The organism is Acetobacter garciniae (assembly GCF_017377735.1).
Lineage (GTDB): Bacteria > Pseudomonadota > Alphaproteobacteria > Acetobacterales > Acetobacteraceae > Acetobacter > Acetobacter garciniae.
Genome location: NZ_JAFVMH010000003.1, coordinates 64,624 through 82,049, shown reverse-complemented (window position 1 = coordinate 82,049; position 17,426 = coordinate 64,624). Strand labels below are relative to the sequence as shown.

Sequence of the window (17,426 nt, the reverse complement as noted above, 5' to 3'; positions counted from 1 at the left end):
GGTCATTCTTGCAGGGGGGCGCGGCATGCCAGCAGGGCCAGCCCCGAACAGGCCACAAGCCCGACAAGATAGAAGGCAACGGCGTTCACATTTCCCGCCAGGTGATAAAGGGCCGCCGCCACCACGGGCGAGACGCCGCCCGCCAGCACAGCCCCGCCTTCATGCGCCACCGCAACCCCGGTATAACGCACGGTGGGGGGAAACAGGCGTTCGAGCAGCAGCGGCTCCACCGCGATGGTGGGGGCGTGGCCCAGCCCGAGGGCCAGGACAAAGGCCGCCACCACACCCCAGCCCGTGCCGGAACGGATGAGCGCGAAAAACGGCACGGACAGGACAGCCAGGGCCACCAGCCCGCCCAGATAGATGCGCGCAGCCCCCCACCGCGCGACCAGACGGGCAAAAAGCGGCATGGCGCAGCCATCGGCAATAAGCCCCGCCGTCAGCCCCGCGAGCAGCAGCCTGTCGGGCACGCCCTGTTCGCGCCCGTAAACCAGGCCGAACACGGTGATCAGGTAAACGCCGCCATTCTCGGCCAGCCGCAGGCCGATTCCGCACAGAACGGGGCCGGGGCTGGTGCGCACAAGCCGCCAGAAGGGAAAGCCTGCCGCCCGCCCCGGCCCGGCCCCAGGGGCGGCCCCAGGGGCAGCCATGGTGGTCGCGTTGGGGACCGCAAGCCCGGCGCGCAGCCACACCCCCATGATGACGGCAGGCAGCGTGATCAGGAACGGCACGCGCCAGCCCCAGCTTGTAAAGGCGGTGGCAGGCAGAGACTGCGCCAGCCACAGGGCGGCCGTGCCCAGCACCATGCCCAGCGCCACCCCGCTCTGGCTTAGCGCCATCATGACATGGCGCGCCCGCCCGTCTGGTGCGGCACCCCCGATCACCAGCACACTGCCTGCCCATTCACCGCCTGCGGCCAGCCCCTGCACCAGCCGCATGACCAGCAGGCAGACAGGGGCCAGCACGCCCGCCTGCGCATAGGTGGGCAACAGCCCGATCAGCACCGTGACAGTCCCGATCAGCAGCAGGGTCCAGCGCAGGGCGTTCAGGTGCCCCCGGCAATCGCCCATATGCCCGAACAGGACCCCACCGGCGGGCCGCATGACATGGCCCGAGGCAAAAACGACAATGGCTGCAAACTGGTTTGCGAAGGAGGACTGACCGGGTGGGAAAAACAGCGGGGCGAAAACCAGCGGTGTCGCGGCGGTATAGAGCGCGAAATCGTACCATTCGACCATATTGCCGATCATGGCGCTGAAAAGGCTTTTGCGCTGGGTATCCATGGTGCTCCGCACTCTGCTGCCGAGCAATTAGATAGTTTTCACATGATTTTGCAACAATTTTCCACGCGGGCCCGACCGCGCCAATCCGGTGCTGCGCGCTGCGCTGCGGCAAGCCTGTTGCCACGGAGCAGTCCGAAAATCAGCCACACACCGATGGCGCGGGAGTTGCCGATACCAGAAAATGCCGGCACGCCGCCCATTGATGTCGAACCCATTGGACGCAGGGTTTGCCCCAGCGCCCGATTTAGCGGGAAAGGGCCCGCACCCGCGTGATTGCGTGATCCAGCCCCGTAACCGTTATGGGAAGATCGACATGATGTCCTGCCGCGGTGAAAAAACTGAACTCCGCCTTCTTGGCGGATTCCAGCAAGGCCAGTTGGGATTCGTCCAATGTCAGGGAGGCTATGCAGCCTTCGGGAATACAGGTGGTGAAGGCAAAGGATTTTCCCACGGCCTTGCCATCCACGCGGATGGCGACACCATCCGTCAATCTGACACCAAGAGGCAGGGCGACAATGCCCGCAACCGCCTTGCCATCGGGATGAAACTGGATTGCCATGATGCGCTTATGCGTCTTGCTGTCGGCCACCCGCTGGGAAACCACGCATGTCTCACCCTTCGGGCCGGGCTGGCACACGACCTGCCACGCCTGGTAGGTTTCGGTCAGGGTCGATGCGCCGTCGGGCAATGTGCCGGCAACGCTGTCCTGCCTGGGTGCAACGGCAGCCGCCTGTGCTGCGGACGCAAAGGCCCGCAGCATGGAAAGCCCGGCATGCGAGCCATATCCCACGACGGCGACAAGGCCTGCCAACGCTGCAATCATCACTGCTTTTGTGTTCATGTTCGAAATGTACCAGACACAGGGCCCGCCCGCCATAGCCGAACGGCCCCTCTGGCTCCTTTTATATCGGGATCAGAATTTAAAACGGAAATGGCGTGATCAGCCCGAACGCATGGCGGTACGCCACCATACCGTGCAGCACCAGCCTTCCAACCTGCATCGCAGGTACCAGCTTTCAAAGGGTGCGTTTCTCCTCTCGAATATCGGCGTAAAATTACTTTTCACCAGCCACCTTCGTGTCGACCTTAAAATTCGAGTGGCTTTGCATCGCACACATCACTCTGTTGGCTAAGCTCCCATATGAGAGGGCAGAGGAAGAAAATTTGCGATCGCAAGACCTGGCACGCAATGCCACGCAAGCATTTGCCCGCGAGACCCGTTCCAGCAGGTTATAATTCAGATAAATTATTGAGTATTCATGCAAGCTCTCATGAGAAAAGACCCCTTCCATATGGGAGGGGTGTCAATATCACAATCCCGTGTTACAGTTAAGGAGTGTTATTGTCGTAAGCAGGAAGCTCGTCCCCCGACACCTGACGGACTGCGCAACTGGAAAAGATTTTAACGTCATGCTGAAACTTAATGCGCTTATTGAAGGAATATATAACTGCGCTGTTGACGAAAGCACATGGTCCGCAACCTTGAAGGAATGCTCTAAGCTTCTTGGAATTTCGGCAACCGTTATTGTCCCGACCAACCCGAAGGAACAGGAACTGTCGATCAGTTCACTCGACACGAACTGGCATGTGGCAATGTTTCATGACTATTTCCACACCGCAGACCCCTATTGCAGGCTGGACCCTTATAACGAATTCTTTGAGAATAAAATCAATGTGGTCGGTGATTTCTGCGATGCTGATTTCGTAAGCGATGCCGAGGTCGCCCGATCGACCTTTTACCAGGAATTTCTTAAAAAATACGAGTGGGGCCGCACGAATGTCTTTATCCATCAAGACCCTTTTTCAGTCGCCGTTAAAATATCCACCCAAAGACATTTCGGCAAAAGAAACGAAACCGAAGAAGAACGCCAGATCCGCAATATTCTTTCCCGCCATATCTGCCGTTCGCTCACCCTTTCCGTCGGCAACCGCCAGGCGTCCCTGATAGAAGATGGTTTTGCCGGCCTGTGCCAGAATTTGACATGCGGTGCCGCATTGCTCAGGAACGATACAAAAGTCCTGATGATGAATGACAAATTCAAATCCCTTATCGGTGACGCCTTTACTTACACAGATGGCCGACTGTCTTTTGCAAACCGGCACAATACGTCCTCCCTGCACTCTCTCATCACCAGCGTTCTGCTTGCGGACAGCGAAATGCCAGATGACGGCATCATCTGTGTCAACTGCACGACAAATACAAAAACTCTTCTAAAAATACTGAAATTACCCCATATTGGATCACGCGGCTCTTCGATCAACCGACAATCCGCCGTTCTCCTTTTGACCAATCGCCCGGGCGATACGCCTGCTGACGTATCCAACGCACTCCGCATCTGGGGGCTGACACAATCGGAAGTGCGTCTTGCAAGATATATCGGCGCTGGCACTCCCCCGAAAATAGCGGCGGAATTTATTGGCATATCCGAGCAATACGCAAGAACCCTGCTGAAGGAGATATTCCGCAAGCTCAATGTCAACAGCCAGAGCCAGCTTGCAACCTTTATGGGGACTCTCTCTCCCATGGGAACGCGGTCGAACAGACCGCTCCCCGCAAACCGTACCATAGCCGCCAGCCCGTGATCAGGCCCCCCGCCCTTTCAGCGCAGAGACCGGGCCAGCCCTATCCGGCAGGCCGAAAGAAGAACGAGCAGAACCAGAAAGCACTCTATGCCATCGCGCCGTGCGTCCCCGCCGATAATGGCGGACATGACGCCGGCACTGAGCAACAGGGCCGCGAACGCCCGTATCCGGGTCATGGGTGACAAGGTCTTGCCCGCCGTAAAACGGATAAAGGACAGGCTGATCACGCCATAAACGACAATGGTGATATAACCGCTGACATCCAGCAGCAGGGAAAAGGCCGCAGCACTGAACAGCGTGGCCCCCAGGCAAAGCAGTGCGCCCGCGACCGACACAGCCAGGATCCGCGATGCAAACGGTGCGGATGAACCGTGACCGCCGCCCTGTGGCCAGTCCTCGGTCAGGAGTTCGTTCAGCACGCGCGATGCGATATAAGTGCTGGAATTGATGCATGACAGCAATGTCACCAGAATGACGCCGTCAAACACCAGCTTGCCGTGGGGCACATGCAGGAAAGCCAGCGTATCGGCAAAGGGCGAAAACCCGGGCCGGACGGAAGACAGCGGCAGAATAAGCAGGATAAGGATGACGGGCACAAGATAGAACGCGACCATGCGCAATGTCACCAGCCGGGCCAGACCGGACAGCGTGCGGCTGGATGCCTCGGTTTCGCGGTGGGCTATGGTGATGATCTCCGCCCCCGCCATGGTGAACATGATGGTCGGCACACTGTAAAAAGCAGCACCAATACCGTAGGGCGCCAGCGTGGCCAGGCTTGTTCCATGCAGGATCTGCCCGCCATCGTGGTACAGCGTCACCAGGACGGCACCCAGGCAGATCGCGCAGAAGGCTATGATGGCGACAAGCTTGATCATGGTCAGCCAGAACTCGACCTGCCCGAAAAGCCTGACCGATTGCAGGTTCAGCACACAGGCTGCGGCGATAAGCGCCAGCGATGTCGGCAGGACTGGTAATGGCAGATACTGATGCAGCAACATGCCGCCCCCCAGCCCTTCCGCCGCGATCACGCAGGTCCAGTAGCCACAGTAAAGCCAGCCGCAGACAAATTCCTCCGCCGACCGGCGCGACGTTCCCAGATAGGCGAGAAACGAGCCCCGGTCAGGGTCAAGCTCCATGTAATCCGACAGGGTGCGCATGGCGCAATAGGTCAACAGGCCTGCATACAGGATGCTCAGCACAATGGCGGGCCCGGCGCGGTGGATGGCGTTGCCGCACCCGACCAGAAGCCCCATCCCGATCAGGCCGCCAAACGCGATCATGGTCAGATGCCGGGGGGCAAGTTTGTTCGTCATGGCACTCCGTTAACGCCGAACGGGCTTGCGCTGTCGGCGGGGCGGGTCGTGCATCCCACGCCGGGCGGCAGGCACCCTGTATCGTGGGACAGTTACACCATTTTGGGCGGTCAATCACCTGACGATCGCATAACTTTGCATATGTCGTGGCGTGGCCCCCGCAAACAGCAATCCTGCCCGCCGTTCAACCGCGCAAATACGACCTAAAGACCAGCTTCCATCAACGGAAACCTTATGGCCTCGCTCGCTCAGGCGCGCTGCCACGTCCGTGCCGAATCGATCCTCGATCAAAATACGCCCCAACTCGTAATCACGCGGATAAAAGGAACTTGGCCAATGCTTGCTGTGGAACATCGGGCCATCAATGGCTTCCTGCAATCCCTGCCCGCCCAGCACATGGCGCAAAAAGACCGTCAGCGGCCATTGATCCTGCTGATCGCCACCGGGTGTGCCAAAAGCCAACATGCCCTCTGCTTCGCGGGTTACAAGCGTGGGGGTCAATGTCGTTCTCGGCCGCGTGCCGGGCCTGAGACAGGACGGCAATCTCTCATCCAGCCAGAACATCTGCCCGCGTGTGGACAAGGAGAAACCAAGCCCCGGCACGGCGGGGGAGCTTTGGAGCCAGCCGCCACTTGGTGTTGCGGAAATCACATTACCAAATCTGTCCGCGATATCGAGATGTACCGTATCGCCTTCAATTTCCGGCACGGCTGCGAATGTGACCTCGCCCCCGCCCGGCCCGGCAGGAACCTCGCTTCCCGCAAGTCCGGCAATAACGCCCAGACGTTCAGCGGCATTCTGCAAATAACTTGCGTTCCATTCAAGCGAGGCGTTGGGACCGACAAGCTTTGCTCTTTCCCGCGCATATTCATCGGAAAGCAATGTCTCTATTGGAATATCGGTCGCGGCGGGGTCACCATAGAACGCTTCGCGATCGGCGAAGGCGAGCTTTGCGCATTCCACCACCATATGGATGAACTGATCGCCCCCCACGGCAACAAGACGCTCTAGGTCAAATTGCTGCAACAGGCTGAGTTGCTGCAAAAAAACCGGTCCCTGGCTCCACGGCCCAGCTTTATGGACACGTAGCCCGCGAAATTCCAGTGAAACAGATTTTTCCTTGGTTGCGCGCCAGTTTGCCATGTCGCTTCCACGCAACAGCCCGCCATTTCGGCGTCCGGTCGTATCGAACAGTTCCGCCTTACGATAAAACGAATCAATGGCTTCGGCCACAAAGCCGCTATAAAAGGCCGCCCGTGCTGCCTCGATTTGTTCGATCCGGTCAGCACTTCTGGACTTGGCTTCGTGAATGATCCGCTTGTACGTGTTCGCGATCGCGGGCGTAAACATGATCTCACGCGGGCGTGGCAGCGCATTTCCCGGCAACCAGATTTCGGCGGATGACGGCCATTCCTCACGAAACAGATCCGCAACCGGCACGATGGAGGCCACGGCCCGCGACAAAAGCGGAAAGCCTTTTTCCGCATAACTGATGGCATAGGCGAGAACATCCTCCACCGTCCAAGTCCCGTAATCGCGCAAAAGCAGCATCCACGCATCGAACGCCCCGGGCACCACGGCAGGCAGCAGGCCTGTGCCCGGAATCATCTTGAGATTCAAGGCGTCGAACGCCTGCATTGTCGCGGCCTGCGGCGCAACACCCTGCCCACAGATAACAACAGGGGCGTCTTCCCCGGCTGCCTTGACAATCATGACCACATCGCCGCCCGGTCCGTTCAGGTGCGGTTCGACAATCTGCAGCACAAAGCCGCATGCGACAGCGGCATCAAACGCATTGCCTCCCCTTTCCAGAACCGAACTTCCAACCGCGGCCCCCAACCAGTGCGTGGCGCTGATCGCACCGAAAGTACCGCTTAACTCCGGCCTGGTCGTAAAATTTTTCATCGATTTGCCTTTTGAACAGAAGATACGCCTGCCCCACCGGGGAGCATGAAGAGCACGAATTGCAAAAAATGTTCGACAACACAGTAACCGTCCTGTTGCGCCGGTTATTACGGGCAACATGCCAAATATCGGGGCCTCTTCACGGTCGTCCCGTTTACCTGCGACGGAAAACCCTGTTGCCCAGAAAAACCATTCCCAACGTCAACAGGACCTGAGCGGTGGATGCCGCCGCGACGACAAGCTGATCCCCTTGGAATTCCAGATAACTGAACAGCTCCACGGGAAGCGTCATCGCACCGGGACCGGCCAGGAACAGGGTTGCGCTCAATTCGCTAAACGACACAACAAAACAAAAAACCCACGCTGTACCAACGCCTGCCGCAATTTGAGGAAATGTTACCAACACAAAGGATGACAACGGTCCTGCACCCAAACTCTGCGCCGCTTCCTCCAGGGAGAGCGGTGTTTCCTTCAGCGCCTCCACCAGCGGACGAAACGCATAGGGGATTGAGATGACGATATGCGCGATCAGCAAGCCCAGTTTTGCATTGACCCCGCCAGCCTTGAAGAAAAACAGCAAGGCCAGCCCCAGTATGAACGCGGGAAAGACCAGTGGCACCAACGCAAGAATAGTGACAAGCCTGGAAAGCACCCCGCCATTGCGAGACACATACAAGGCACCGCACAATGCAAGCATGACTGAAAAAACGGATGAAACAACAGCCAGGATAACGCTGAACAAAAAGGATTCCCTGATTTCCGGCACCGTATATGCGCGGACAAACCACTTCACGGAAAGCCCGGGTAGCGGAAATGTCAGCATTTCGCCCGCGCTAAATGCCTGGACAAGCACCAGAAATATCGGAACCAATGTCAAAAACGCGGATATTCCAACAGCGGAATACAGAACCATGCGCCTCATTTCTTGCGCTCCGAAACCAGGAGCTGAACGATTCCGGCAAACGCCAGCCCTATACCCAACAGCACAAATGACAGTGCCGCCGCCTGTGGCCACCGAAGAGTGGCTGAATAATCATAGATAAATCCGACAAGCGTCTTGTAGCGCGGGCCGCCCAGCAGCGTGACGGTGACATAGGCGCTCAACGTCAGAAAGAAAACGACCATCAAACCCGAAGCAAGTGCCGATTTGGTAAGCGGAAGTATGATATGATAAAAGACACCCCAGCGGGTTGCCCCGAGCGATTCCGCCGCTTCGATATTTTTTCGATCGATGCCGGATACGGCGTTCGTCAGAAACATGATGGTGAACGGCAGCGTAATGGTCAGCAGGCCGAAGCAGATTGCCTGGATAGAAAACAGATGCTGCCTTAAAACCATTTGCGGTGCAAAAAACTGTAGGACCGAATTCAGGATACCCCTTCGCCCCAATATCACCACCCACCCGAATGCGCGCACGATATTGCTGACCATCAGGGGCACTGTGGCAATCGTCAGGAAAACAGATTTCCATACCGACTGAAGACGGGCCGCGAACAGTGCAACAGGAAACGCCAGTATTACATTAAGAACGCACGCTATAAGGGATATGGATATCGTCCTGACAGCGATAACGATATAGAACCTGTCTCCTAACATGCCGGTATAATTTGCGGTGGTGAATGTCCAATGGGCACCACCAAAGGCGTTGCCTTCAACAAAGCTCAGGATAAATAAATAACCGACAGGCACCAGAAAAAAAAGTGCCAGAAAACAAAGGGGCAATATGGCCAGAAGCGTTCGTGGCGCCTTGTAATATGCGGGGATCATGACGCCACATCCTCCAGCACAACCACATCGCGCGCGTCCCATTCAAGGCCGACCAGATTCCCGACCTCGCAATGCTGGCCACGTATCTGCGCGCTGTCGCCTGAAATCGCAAAGGAGACCCCGTTCACGTCCACCTCGACATAGGTCGTGGACCCTTTATAGGTCATCTCCTTCACCTTCCCCATAAACGGACTGTGAGCGCAGAGGCGGATTTTCTCGGGACGAAGCGACAAGGGGACCGTAGCACCCCGCTCCAATCCCCCGCGGGGTATGGATATCACACGGCCTGCCACGCTGATGGCGGCCTGCGCGCCGTCATATCCTTCCACTTTGCCGGTCAGCAGGTTACTGGCGCCCAGAAACGTAGCGACAAAGGTGGTTCTCGGAGTCTCATAAATCGAACGGGGTGTGCCGACCTGCTCAATCCGCCCACCATTCAGCACACCCACACGATCGGCCATGCCCAATGCTTCTTCCTGATCGTGTGTCACCAGGATTGTCGTCATTTTCAACCGCTGCTGGATCCGCCTGATCTCGACCTGCATGCGGTCCCGCAGGATCTTGTCCAGCGCACTCATGGGTTCGTCCAGCACAAGAACATCCGGCTCGATCACAATGGCCCGGGCCAGCGCCGCACGCTGTTGCTGCCCGCCTGACAATTGCCGTGGATACCGATCCGCCAGATGGTCGAGCCCGACCAGTTCCAGCGCAGACATGACACGTTGCTTCATCTCGGATTTCTGCAATTTACGCATTCTTAGGCCGAAGCCGACATTCTGCGCGACAGTCATATGCGGAAACAGCGCGAAACCCTGGAAAACTATCCCGAAATTTCTTTTCGAGGACGGAATACGCGTAACGTCGTTCCCACGCACGAAGACACGCCCGGCACTGGGTTGCTCAAAGCCTGCAATCAGGCGCAGCGTGGTCGACTTCCCGCACCCGCTTGGGCCAAGCAGGGCGAACAATTCCCCGCGCTCTATACTCAGGTCCATGGAACGCAAAGCAATTGTGTTTCCATAGCGCTTTTCAACGCCGGCAAGAACGACATCGGCCTGCGACCCGTCGATTGGAGAATGCTGCTGTTTCATGCCAGGTTCCGCAACTGCTCGTCACACGCCATGATACGGAGCGTGGCGGTCGCAATACGAATGGGTAATTCCACAAGCACGAGACGCTCTTCCCAAGGCATGTCAGGCCGAAGCGCCACGGTCACATCCGACTTCAACTGCGAGAAAATAGCATTCAGTTCGCCGCTTATCACGCCCCATGTCCCTTTTTCGTCAACCCTGTCCATCACGCGGCCCCATTCCGCTTCAAGGCGTTTGATTTCGATATCCCTTAACGTTTCCATATCGGGATGTCCGCACGATATATCGCTCAAAAGACGCGACAGCCCCTGTGTGATACTATTATCAAGCGATGCGATACTCTCGGCAAAACCGCCGTTTTCACATTCATCGTTCCCGGCGTCCCGGCAATCCGACGTGGCGGAAAAAGCATTTAGATAGTCCAGGGCGTTATGGATAAGCAGAAAGCCCGCGCAATCGTCAGACATATAGAAGGCAAGAGTCTGCTTCATGATCTCCAGCCCACGGATTGGCAGGAACTGCGATACATAGCCTTTCATCGCGATCGCACGACGGACCAGTTCGCCCATCTCCGGGTGGGATGAAAAAGCCACGACCTGACCCGCGCCATGGGTTCCATGCACAATCGCGGGAGTTCCCTGCATTTCCGTTTGGAATAATGCCGGTTTCAAAGGGTTGTCTATAAAAAGCCGACTGGGTACGATAAATGAACGGAACGTTCCCAATGTTCTCGCCGATCGTGGACTGTTATCGAAAACCGGCCCATGATAGTACGGCATTTCCAGACCCTCGGGCAGCCGATACCCAAGACGGGCGTCCTCAATCCGGATACTCACCATCCCTGCCCCTGTCAGCAGGTATTCCTGAGTGTACATTGGCATGGCGTCAAGAATGCCAAGCCAGCCGGGACGGCCGGTCGCCATATAAAACGCACCGCCACAGGACCCGAGAAACCGCCCTCCTTGCGCTATGAAGCGACTGATAGTCGCATCCACCCCCACCATGCCTTCCGCCCGATCAAGGCCCCATGTCGCAAACCCGCCGGGCATGATCAAGACATCAAAATCATCCAGCGCGTTCGCGATGATTTCCTGAGGATGAACGGGCTTGTGCACGAGCCCGATACTAAGCAGCGCATGTGAATAATAGGCCCAGTACGGATACCCCACCGCCTGACCGCAATACAAAGCTATGCGAGGATGCGTGTCATCGCGCCCATCGGAGTTATTTGGGTTCCCGCTTTGAGAAAATCCGGCCTCCTGCGCCGGGGGCTCTTCCCGTCGCATGTCGTTACCATGATTAACATAGGCAACACCCTTTTTCCTGCACCGATTCAGCAGCACCAGATCGTGTAAATTCCAGGCATTATAGGTGCCTATTTCAATAACAGGCATGACCGCTCTCCTTTGAAACACTACGCAGCAGCGACATAAGGGTTTGCAGGGGCGTTACCCTCCTGAAACAACACGATTCCAACGATCCGCCCATGCGACGCGATTGTGGGCCATCCATTCCTGGTCCAGGTCTATTATTTTGGAACGCTCATCAGCGGAAAATCCGCATCGCTGCCGGACTTCGGGCGTCAGAAGAGAGGCAACGCCGGGATTTGTACCCTCGTAACTGAATATTTCGGAAACAAAACGCTGATATTCGGCGGTGATCGTCATGTTGAGATATCTGGCTGCCAACCGAATATTTTTACTGTTTTTTGCGATGCCCGTGCCCGTAACATAAGAAATCCCACCTTCTTGTGGCATGATCCATTCTATGTTTTTTCCCTTCTGTTTCAGCGTTTCAACCTGGGATTTATACAGCAGCCCGATTACGGCCTCTTCAGATGCCAGGGCGTTCATGATCGAATCCGTATCGCGCGCCCAGATCGGATCCAGCGCAACCATCCGCTCCAGCATTTTGAAACCTGCCTCGGTATCCTCAACAGGCCTTCCTGCGGCCAGCGCGCCGATCGGAACGATATAAAGCCCGAGGGAATGGCTGACTTCCGGCAACACGATCATACCGCGATAGGTATTGCTCCACAGGTCTGCGAAACTCCGGGGTGGCTTGCCGACAAGTTTCGGATTATAGGCAATTCCTAGGGCAGAATAGGCCATCCCGACCCATCCAAGACGCTTGTAGCGTTGGGGAATGTCCTTCATATTGGACAACTCCGGCCACGTCTCATCCAACGGTTCGAGCACACCCTCCGCTTCGGCCAGCGGCACTATGCCATCATGCAATTGCACGACATCATAAACCTGGTCGCCTTGGCTCATCTTTATTTTCTGGATACGTTCCACCGGCGTTGAACTGAAATCATCCGTTACGCTCGCACCCGTCTGCTGGCTGAAAGGCTGGTCCACGTAGCGCGCCATGGCAGCCCCCCACAAACCGCCCCAGGTTGCAAGCTCCAGCCCGCCTGCGGGCACTGCCGCACATGCCTGTCGCCTTACAAACGGTGCCCCTGCAAGACAGGCCACGCCGATATTGAGTATCTCTCGCCTTTTCAAGCCATTCACCTTACGCCAAAGTTCGGATTATTGTGCGCTCAGGCGCATATTTTTATTAGTAGTTAAACGCCATTCTCCCCCCAATGAAGCGGGGCGCCCCCGGAACCCCATAGAAAGAATCCGCGCCCGTTTCGCGCGACAGATCGTAATGTCTGTCAAGAATATTGGACGCATAAGCCGAAACCAACCACCTTCCGGAATTGCTGGCCATGGTCAAAGACGCATTCATCAGGAAATAGGCGGGAAGCCGATAGATATTGTTCCCCGGATAATCCAGTTCGGAACCCCTGTAGCTGTAATCCACTTCCGGCGTGAGGTTCCAGCCCCGGAAAATGTTAATCTTGTACGACGCACTTCCGTTCAGTGTCAGCTTCGGTATGCCCGCATCGACGCGATTGAGGGAATCATAACTTGCAGTATAAACGCCCGTCTTGGCAAAAGTCGCGTATGTCGCAGCAGAATCGATAAAGCGCAGCCCGTGATAGTTACCCCTTTCATATCCCACATGCTGGCTGAGTATCAGGCCGGGGATAGGATTGGCGTCGATTTCGACCTCGGTTCCCCAGATCGTCGATTTGGGCACGTTAATATATTGTCCGACAATACCATAGCCGGCGACGACTTCCTGCCCCTTGATCTGCTGTCCGTGATAATCGTACCAGAAACCCGTCCAGTTGAAGCGTAACCGGTTCCTGAAAAAATCGGTCTTAAGACCGGCTTCATAAGCCAGCAGGGATTCGGGTTTTATAGGCGTAAGCTGCGCCGCGATAACCGTATTATTGGCCGTAAAGCCACCTGGCTTGAACCCTTTACGAATATTGCCGAACAGCAACAGATGGCGTAGCGGGCGGTATTCAATGCCTCCCATACCAGCGAATTCGTTCGTCAGCGCACCATGATTTCCGTAATTATTATCGCTGTAACCATAATGTTGCGTTGTCATATTCAGCAGTTCGCGGTCATCGGACTCATGACTCACGCCCGCGGTCAGTTTCAGATTCTTGAGCACAAAATAACCTGCATGCGCGAACTGGCTAAAGGCCTCCTGGTTCTGGCTATAGCGTGTGTCCGATATGTAAGGACGTGTCGGACTGGCCGAAAAATCGTTGTACAAAGACGCTTTTGTGGTCGTTTTATCGTAATACATGCCGACCACCCAATCCAGGGGCGAATTTTTATTTGTCGAACTCAAGCGCATTTCATGCGAAAAAACATTCGAGTTATTTGTGTAATAAAAATCGTACGACGCTGAATTGGATGAGTCATCGTCATTCAGGTTATGAATATACATCTGCTGGAACGCGGTGATGGATGTCAGCTTGGCCCAGCCGAAATCCCGGTTCGCGGTGATATTCGCGCTCCATACCGTGTCATTATTAAAGGGCTTCGACCCGTTCCGCACCCCGATCAACTGCGTGAATTCCTTGCGGAATCCCCAGCCTGTCATAAGATTATTACGATCGGGCGGCAGGATCGGGCTGACCAGATCCTCGATGTTGTAAGTCCCCAGCCCCTCTGAATTGTCCTGCGACCACGATCCAGTAAAGGTAATGTCCGTCCTCTCATCTGGCCGCCACAACAGTTTACCTCTTAACGCGCCTTTATCCGCGTTACCGAAATCTGCGCCGCCATACCGATTGATCTGGAACCCGCCACCATGCTGCGTGGTTCCCGCAATGCGATAACTCAACGTAGACGAAATCGGCCCTGACAGATACGCCGTTGAAATAAGCCTGTTATAACTGGCGATATCCTGGCTGGCGCCGGCATGAAACGTGCTTGTCGGGGCGTTTGTAACGATATTGACCTCACCACCCGTGACAGTCTGCCCGTGGGTGTACCCCGCAGGCCCTGGCACCACATCCACGCCCTGCACGTCAAAAATCGATGCACCTGCCATATACCCCAAAGGAACGGCAACGCCGTCAATATAGGGCATGACCGAAGGCGTATTATTGGATGTGAAATCCTTAAAGCCGACGCCCCGCAAATAGAAATTCACGTTTGTCGTTGAACCCTGCGGCTGGATGCTCAGATTTGGTGCGAGCGATTGCAGATCGCGCACGCTCACGACATGGTGGAGCGCAATGGTTTGTTCGTCGATATGGGTTTCAGAAACCCCGACCAATTGACGTGCGCTGTTTCCGAACGGCGATCGCTGCTGACCGTTGACCTGAATATATTCCGGATCTTTCGCCTGCGCTGCGCTGCGCGGCGCTTTTGCTGGCGGACGGGCCCGATCGGTCGGATGACGCGCATCTCGCAAATGCGCATTTTTCTGTGAACTATAGCTGGCTTCGTTGGAAAGTTGCTGCGACTGAGCCGCGCGAGCAGATGGCAACCCCGCGAAAAGCGCGACGCTTACTGCCGTAAAACCAAGAACATAAGAAGTCCCGTTATAAGTCATAGCGACGCTCCCGACTTGAGAAATGACATAACAATGCAGCCCTCCCTGCGTGCGTACTCATGCGCGTGTTCATTTAAGTCATTGTTATTCTTGGTGATGCCTTAAAAGCACTTCATATAATATAAAATTTACAACAAACGCAGATCAAACGTCTTATAGTGTTATAATTTGTTATAAAATTTCTCAAATATTATTTTTATAGAGAGAAATCCTTCTCATATTATTTTTTCCCGTTTGCAGTCATTGCCACACAAAGGCAATTACCACGTCTTCATCACACCATTTTTGATCGAACCCTGCATATTGTTTCGATAACGTAAACTGCTGGACAATAAAATCAAATGCGTAATAGTGAGCGAAACATACGTGATTCGCATATAAAGGGGATGCCCTATGCCTAATATCGGTGCGCTGCGTGCCTTCAAGGGCTTTATGGAAACAGGATCGGTGTCCGCTGCCGCCAAACGTATCGGGCGAACACAGCCGCAAACGGGCCGGCTTCTGGTATCATTGGAACAGGAGGCGGGCATTACGCTGTTCAACCGCTCCAACAAACGCCTGTCCCCCACCGATAATGGCTGGCGCTACTATCGGCAGGTCGAACGCGTTCTGGCCAGCATGGAAGGATTGGAAAGCCTTACTGCGGAACTCCGCGCCGATCCACGCCGCAATCATCTGAAAATAATGATCTCACCCCTGATACTGCGCGCCATTCTTGGCGATGCGCTCTCCATCATGCGCTCGGAAAGAAAAGCTTTCAGCGTATCGGTTGAAGTCAGAGACAGGATCGATATCGAGAACTGGGTCGGTAATGAAAACTTCGATCTGGGGATAACCACCCTTCCCCTGTCACATCCAGCGGTTTCCGTGACTGAGTTCTGCCGGGTGGAAGCCATGGTCATCATGAAGAACGACCACCAGCTGGCTGACAAAGCTCAAATCACATTCAGCGACCTTGTCGATGAACCGCTGATTGTTACACATTCACGTTCCATACTACGGATGCATCTTCAGAGATTGTTCGAAAACATGGACCGCAACTTCGAATTTTCTTTTGAAGCAACAAACGGCACGACAGCCTGCCAGCTTTGCGCAATGGGGCTGGGCTTGACGCTGGCCGACCCTTTTGTGGCGCTGACCAGTGGCGGCCGCGATCTAGTCATGAAAAAATTCATGCCGACAATTACGCTTCCCTACGGATTTGTGGTCCCGAAATGGAAAACCGAATCAGATGCAACGGTCAGGCTGAAAGAGCTTGTTTCCCTCAACGCCAAACAGAAAATCACAGAATTCACGCAGGGCGTTCTGACGGGCGGTTTTTTATTCAGGTAGCAGGAAGGCTATGGTCCATTGCTCCCGGATGGGCATGGCGGGAACGGTCATGCTGGATGCTCACGCGGCGTAAAGGCGTTGAACGCCAATATTGTCTTGGTATCTGCAATCCCCTTTACGCTCTGGAGCGTCTGTGTAACAAAAAGGCCGGGATCTTGCGACGGGTCGAGAAAACACTGGACCATGACATCGTAATCGCCCGAGATTGAATAAATTTCGCGGCATTGCGGGATATTATCCACAATGAATTCCGCCACGGAATACGCTTTCCCCAACTGACACTTGATCATGACAAACAGGCATCGGGGCTTGAACGACGGTAACGGCGTGACGTGCGACGACATGATACGGTGCTTCCTTTATTATCTTTTATAGCAGGCTGTTTTCAGAAAGAAAATCATATTCGAACCCTTAAAAATCCAGTTCGCTGGCATATGATCGTGACAGAACACTTACCAGTTCCGTCCTGTTGCGACAGCCGAATTTGCGAAAAAGCACCTGGACGTGTTCCTTGACCGTGACGGCGGAAATATCCAGGCAGCGGGCAATTTCCTTGTTCGTGGCTCCCTTGCATAACAAGAGCGAAACATCCCTCGCCCGCCCGGCAAGAACCGGCCGTTTCTGATGCGGGGCAGGCCCCGCTGAACACCCGTTAAGACGCGCCATTGCCAGAGATGCGGCACGGCACAGACAGTCCATGAACGCGACAGAACTGGCTGTATAGGGGCGTGTCGGATGTATGCTTGCGGTATAGATAATACCTTTTACCTGCCCATCGAAAAAAATGGGGCCGCACATGTGATGGTGCAAATTCCACCGCAGCAAAAGGGCCCCTATGGAACTGCCACTCCATGACTTTGCCCCAAGGAGGGCCCGCCCGTCCACGGGGCTACGATGTGCAAGCACATTTTGCAGCAAAGGATCGCTTGAGCCGATAAGGTCACGGTATTCGGCAACAAACCCTTCTGGCACGCCAAGGCATAACAGGTTCTGCAGGTCGGAGCCGTTGAACATGTATAACCCCAGGGCGGAGGACCATGTGGTTTCCGCCAGCGATACGCGCAGGCTTTTCGCCAGATCCGCCACGCACGAACTTTCGCCGATACACAGCATCTGATTGGCCAGGCGCATATCGTCGGGGGCTGCTTGAATGGGCATGACAGTCTCCTCAACTTGAGAAACAGGCCGCCCGACACGGGAGGGTCATGACAGGAGACCAAACTATATCATGACAAAAC

Annotated in this window: 14 protein-coding genes; 2 read left to right on the top strand and 12 right to left on the bottom strand. The window is 55.5% G+C overall.

What is annotated here, in order from left to right; all coding sequences use genetic code 11:
- Positions 1–2: 2 nt before the first annotated feature.
- Together J2D77_RS08045 and J2D77_RS08040 are read right to left on the bottom strand one after the other, a co-directional pair.
- On the bottom strand, positions 3–1,283 hold the full coding sequence (locus J2D77_RS08045) for an MFS transporter (protein WP_207845773.1): 1,281 nt from the start codon (positions 1,281–1,283) through the stop codon (positions 3–5).
- A 244-nt stretch (positions 1,284–1,527) separates the two neighbouring features.
- Positions 1,528–2,124, bottom strand: coding sequence for an invasion associated locus B family protein (locus J2D77_RS08040; protein ID WP_207845772.1), 597 nt, complete (start codon positions 2,122–2,124; stop codon positions 1,528–1,530).
- Between the two features lie 569 nt (positions 2,125–2,693).
- On the opposite strand from J2D77_RS08040, the gene J2D77_RS08035 reads away from it, so the two are divergent.
- Positions 2,694–3,866: a helix-turn-helix transcriptional regulator gene (locus J2D77_RS08035; RefSeq protein WP_207845771.1), complete on the top strand. Its 1,173-nt coding sequence runs from the start codon at positions 2,694–2,696 to the stop codon at positions 3,864–3,866.
- Between the two features lie 17 nt (positions 3,867–3,883).
- Here J2D77_RS08035 and J2D77_RS08030 read toward each other — a convergent pair whose 3' ends face one another.
- The 8 genes from J2D77_RS08030 to J2D77_RS07995 form a co-directional block, all read right to left on the bottom strand.
- Positions 3,884–5,179 carry an amino acid permease gene (locus tag J2D77_RS08030; protein WP_207845770.1) on the bottom strand — a complete coding sequence of 432 codons (1,296 nt, stop codon included), beginning with the start codon at positions 5,177–5,179 and terminating at the stop codon, positions 3,884–3,886.
- 114 nt (positions 5,180–5,293) lie between these two features.
- On the bottom strand, positions 5,294–7,084 hold the full coding sequence (locus J2D77_RS08025; RefSeq protein ID WP_207845769.1) for a gamma-glutamyltransferase family protein: 1,791 nt from the start codon (positions 7,082–7,084) through the stop codon (positions 5,294–5,296).
- 154 nt (positions 7,085–7,238) lie between these two features.
- Complete coding sequence (locus J2D77_RS08020) at positions 7,239–7,997, bottom strand: ABC transporter permease (protein ID WP_207845768.1); 759 nt, start codon at positions 7,995–7,997, stop codon at positions 7,239–7,241.
- Positions 7,998–8,002: 5 nt separating this feature from the next.
- The gene (locus J2D77_RS08015) at positions 8,003–8,851 is read right to left on the bottom strand and encodes an ABC transporter permease (protein ID WP_207845767.1); all 849 of its coding nucleotides are present in this window, start codon (positions 8,849–8,851) and stop codon (positions 8,003–8,005) included.
- Positions 8,848–9,942, bottom strand: coding sequence for an ABC transporter ATP-binding protein (locus J2D77_RS08010; RefSeq protein ID WP_207845766.1), 1,095 nt, complete (start codon positions 9,940–9,942; stop codon positions 8,848–8,850). Before J2D77_RS08010 ends, J2D77_RS08015 begins: the two co-directional genes overlap by 4 nt.
- Positions 9,939–11,336 (bottom strand): type 1 glutamine amidotransferase family protein, encoded by a 1,398-nt coding sequence (locus J2D77_RS08005; protein ID WP_207845765.1) that lies wholly within the window; start codon positions 11,334–11,336, stop codon positions 9,939–9,941. Before J2D77_RS08005 ends, J2D77_RS08010 begins: the two co-directional genes overlap by 4 nt.
- Before the next feature lie 54 nt (positions 11,337–11,390).
- Positions 11,391–12,449, bottom strand: a complete 1,059-nt coding sequence (locus J2D77_RS08000; protein WP_207845764.1) for an ABC transporter substrate-binding protein — start codon at positions 12,447–12,449, stop codon at positions 11,391–11,393.
- Between the two features lie 55 nt (positions 12,450–12,504).
- Positions 12,505–14,856, bottom strand: a complete 2,352-nt coding sequence (locus J2D77_RS07995) for a TonB-dependent receptor (RefSeq protein WP_207845763.1) — start codon at positions 14,854–14,856, stop codon at positions 12,505–12,507.
- A 393-nt stretch (positions 14,857–15,249) separates the two neighbouring features.
- On the opposite strand from J2D77_RS07995, the gene J2D77_RS07990 reads away from it, so the two are divergent.
- A complete protein-coding gene (locus J2D77_RS07990) occupies positions 15,250–16,188 on the top strand; it encodes a LysR family transcriptional regulator (protein WP_207845762.1) in 939 nt (312 codons plus the stop codon).
- 47 nt (positions 16,189–16,235) lie between these two features.
- On the opposite strand, the gene J2D77_RS07985 is transcribed toward J2D77_RS07990, so the two are convergent.
- On the bottom strand, positions 16,236–16,532 hold the full coding sequence (locus J2D77_RS07985; RefSeq protein ID WP_207845761.1) for an Lrp/AsnC ligand binding domain-containing protein: 297 nt from the start codon (positions 16,530–16,532) through the stop codon (positions 16,236–16,238).
- Between the two features lie 67 nt (positions 16,533–16,599).
- On the bottom strand, positions 16,600–17,346 hold the full coding sequence (locus J2D77_RS07980) for a response regulator transcription factor (protein ID WP_207845760.1): 747 nt from the start codon (positions 17,344–17,346) through the stop codon (positions 16,600–16,602).
- Between the last annotated feature and the right edge of the window lie 80 nt (positions 17,347–17,426).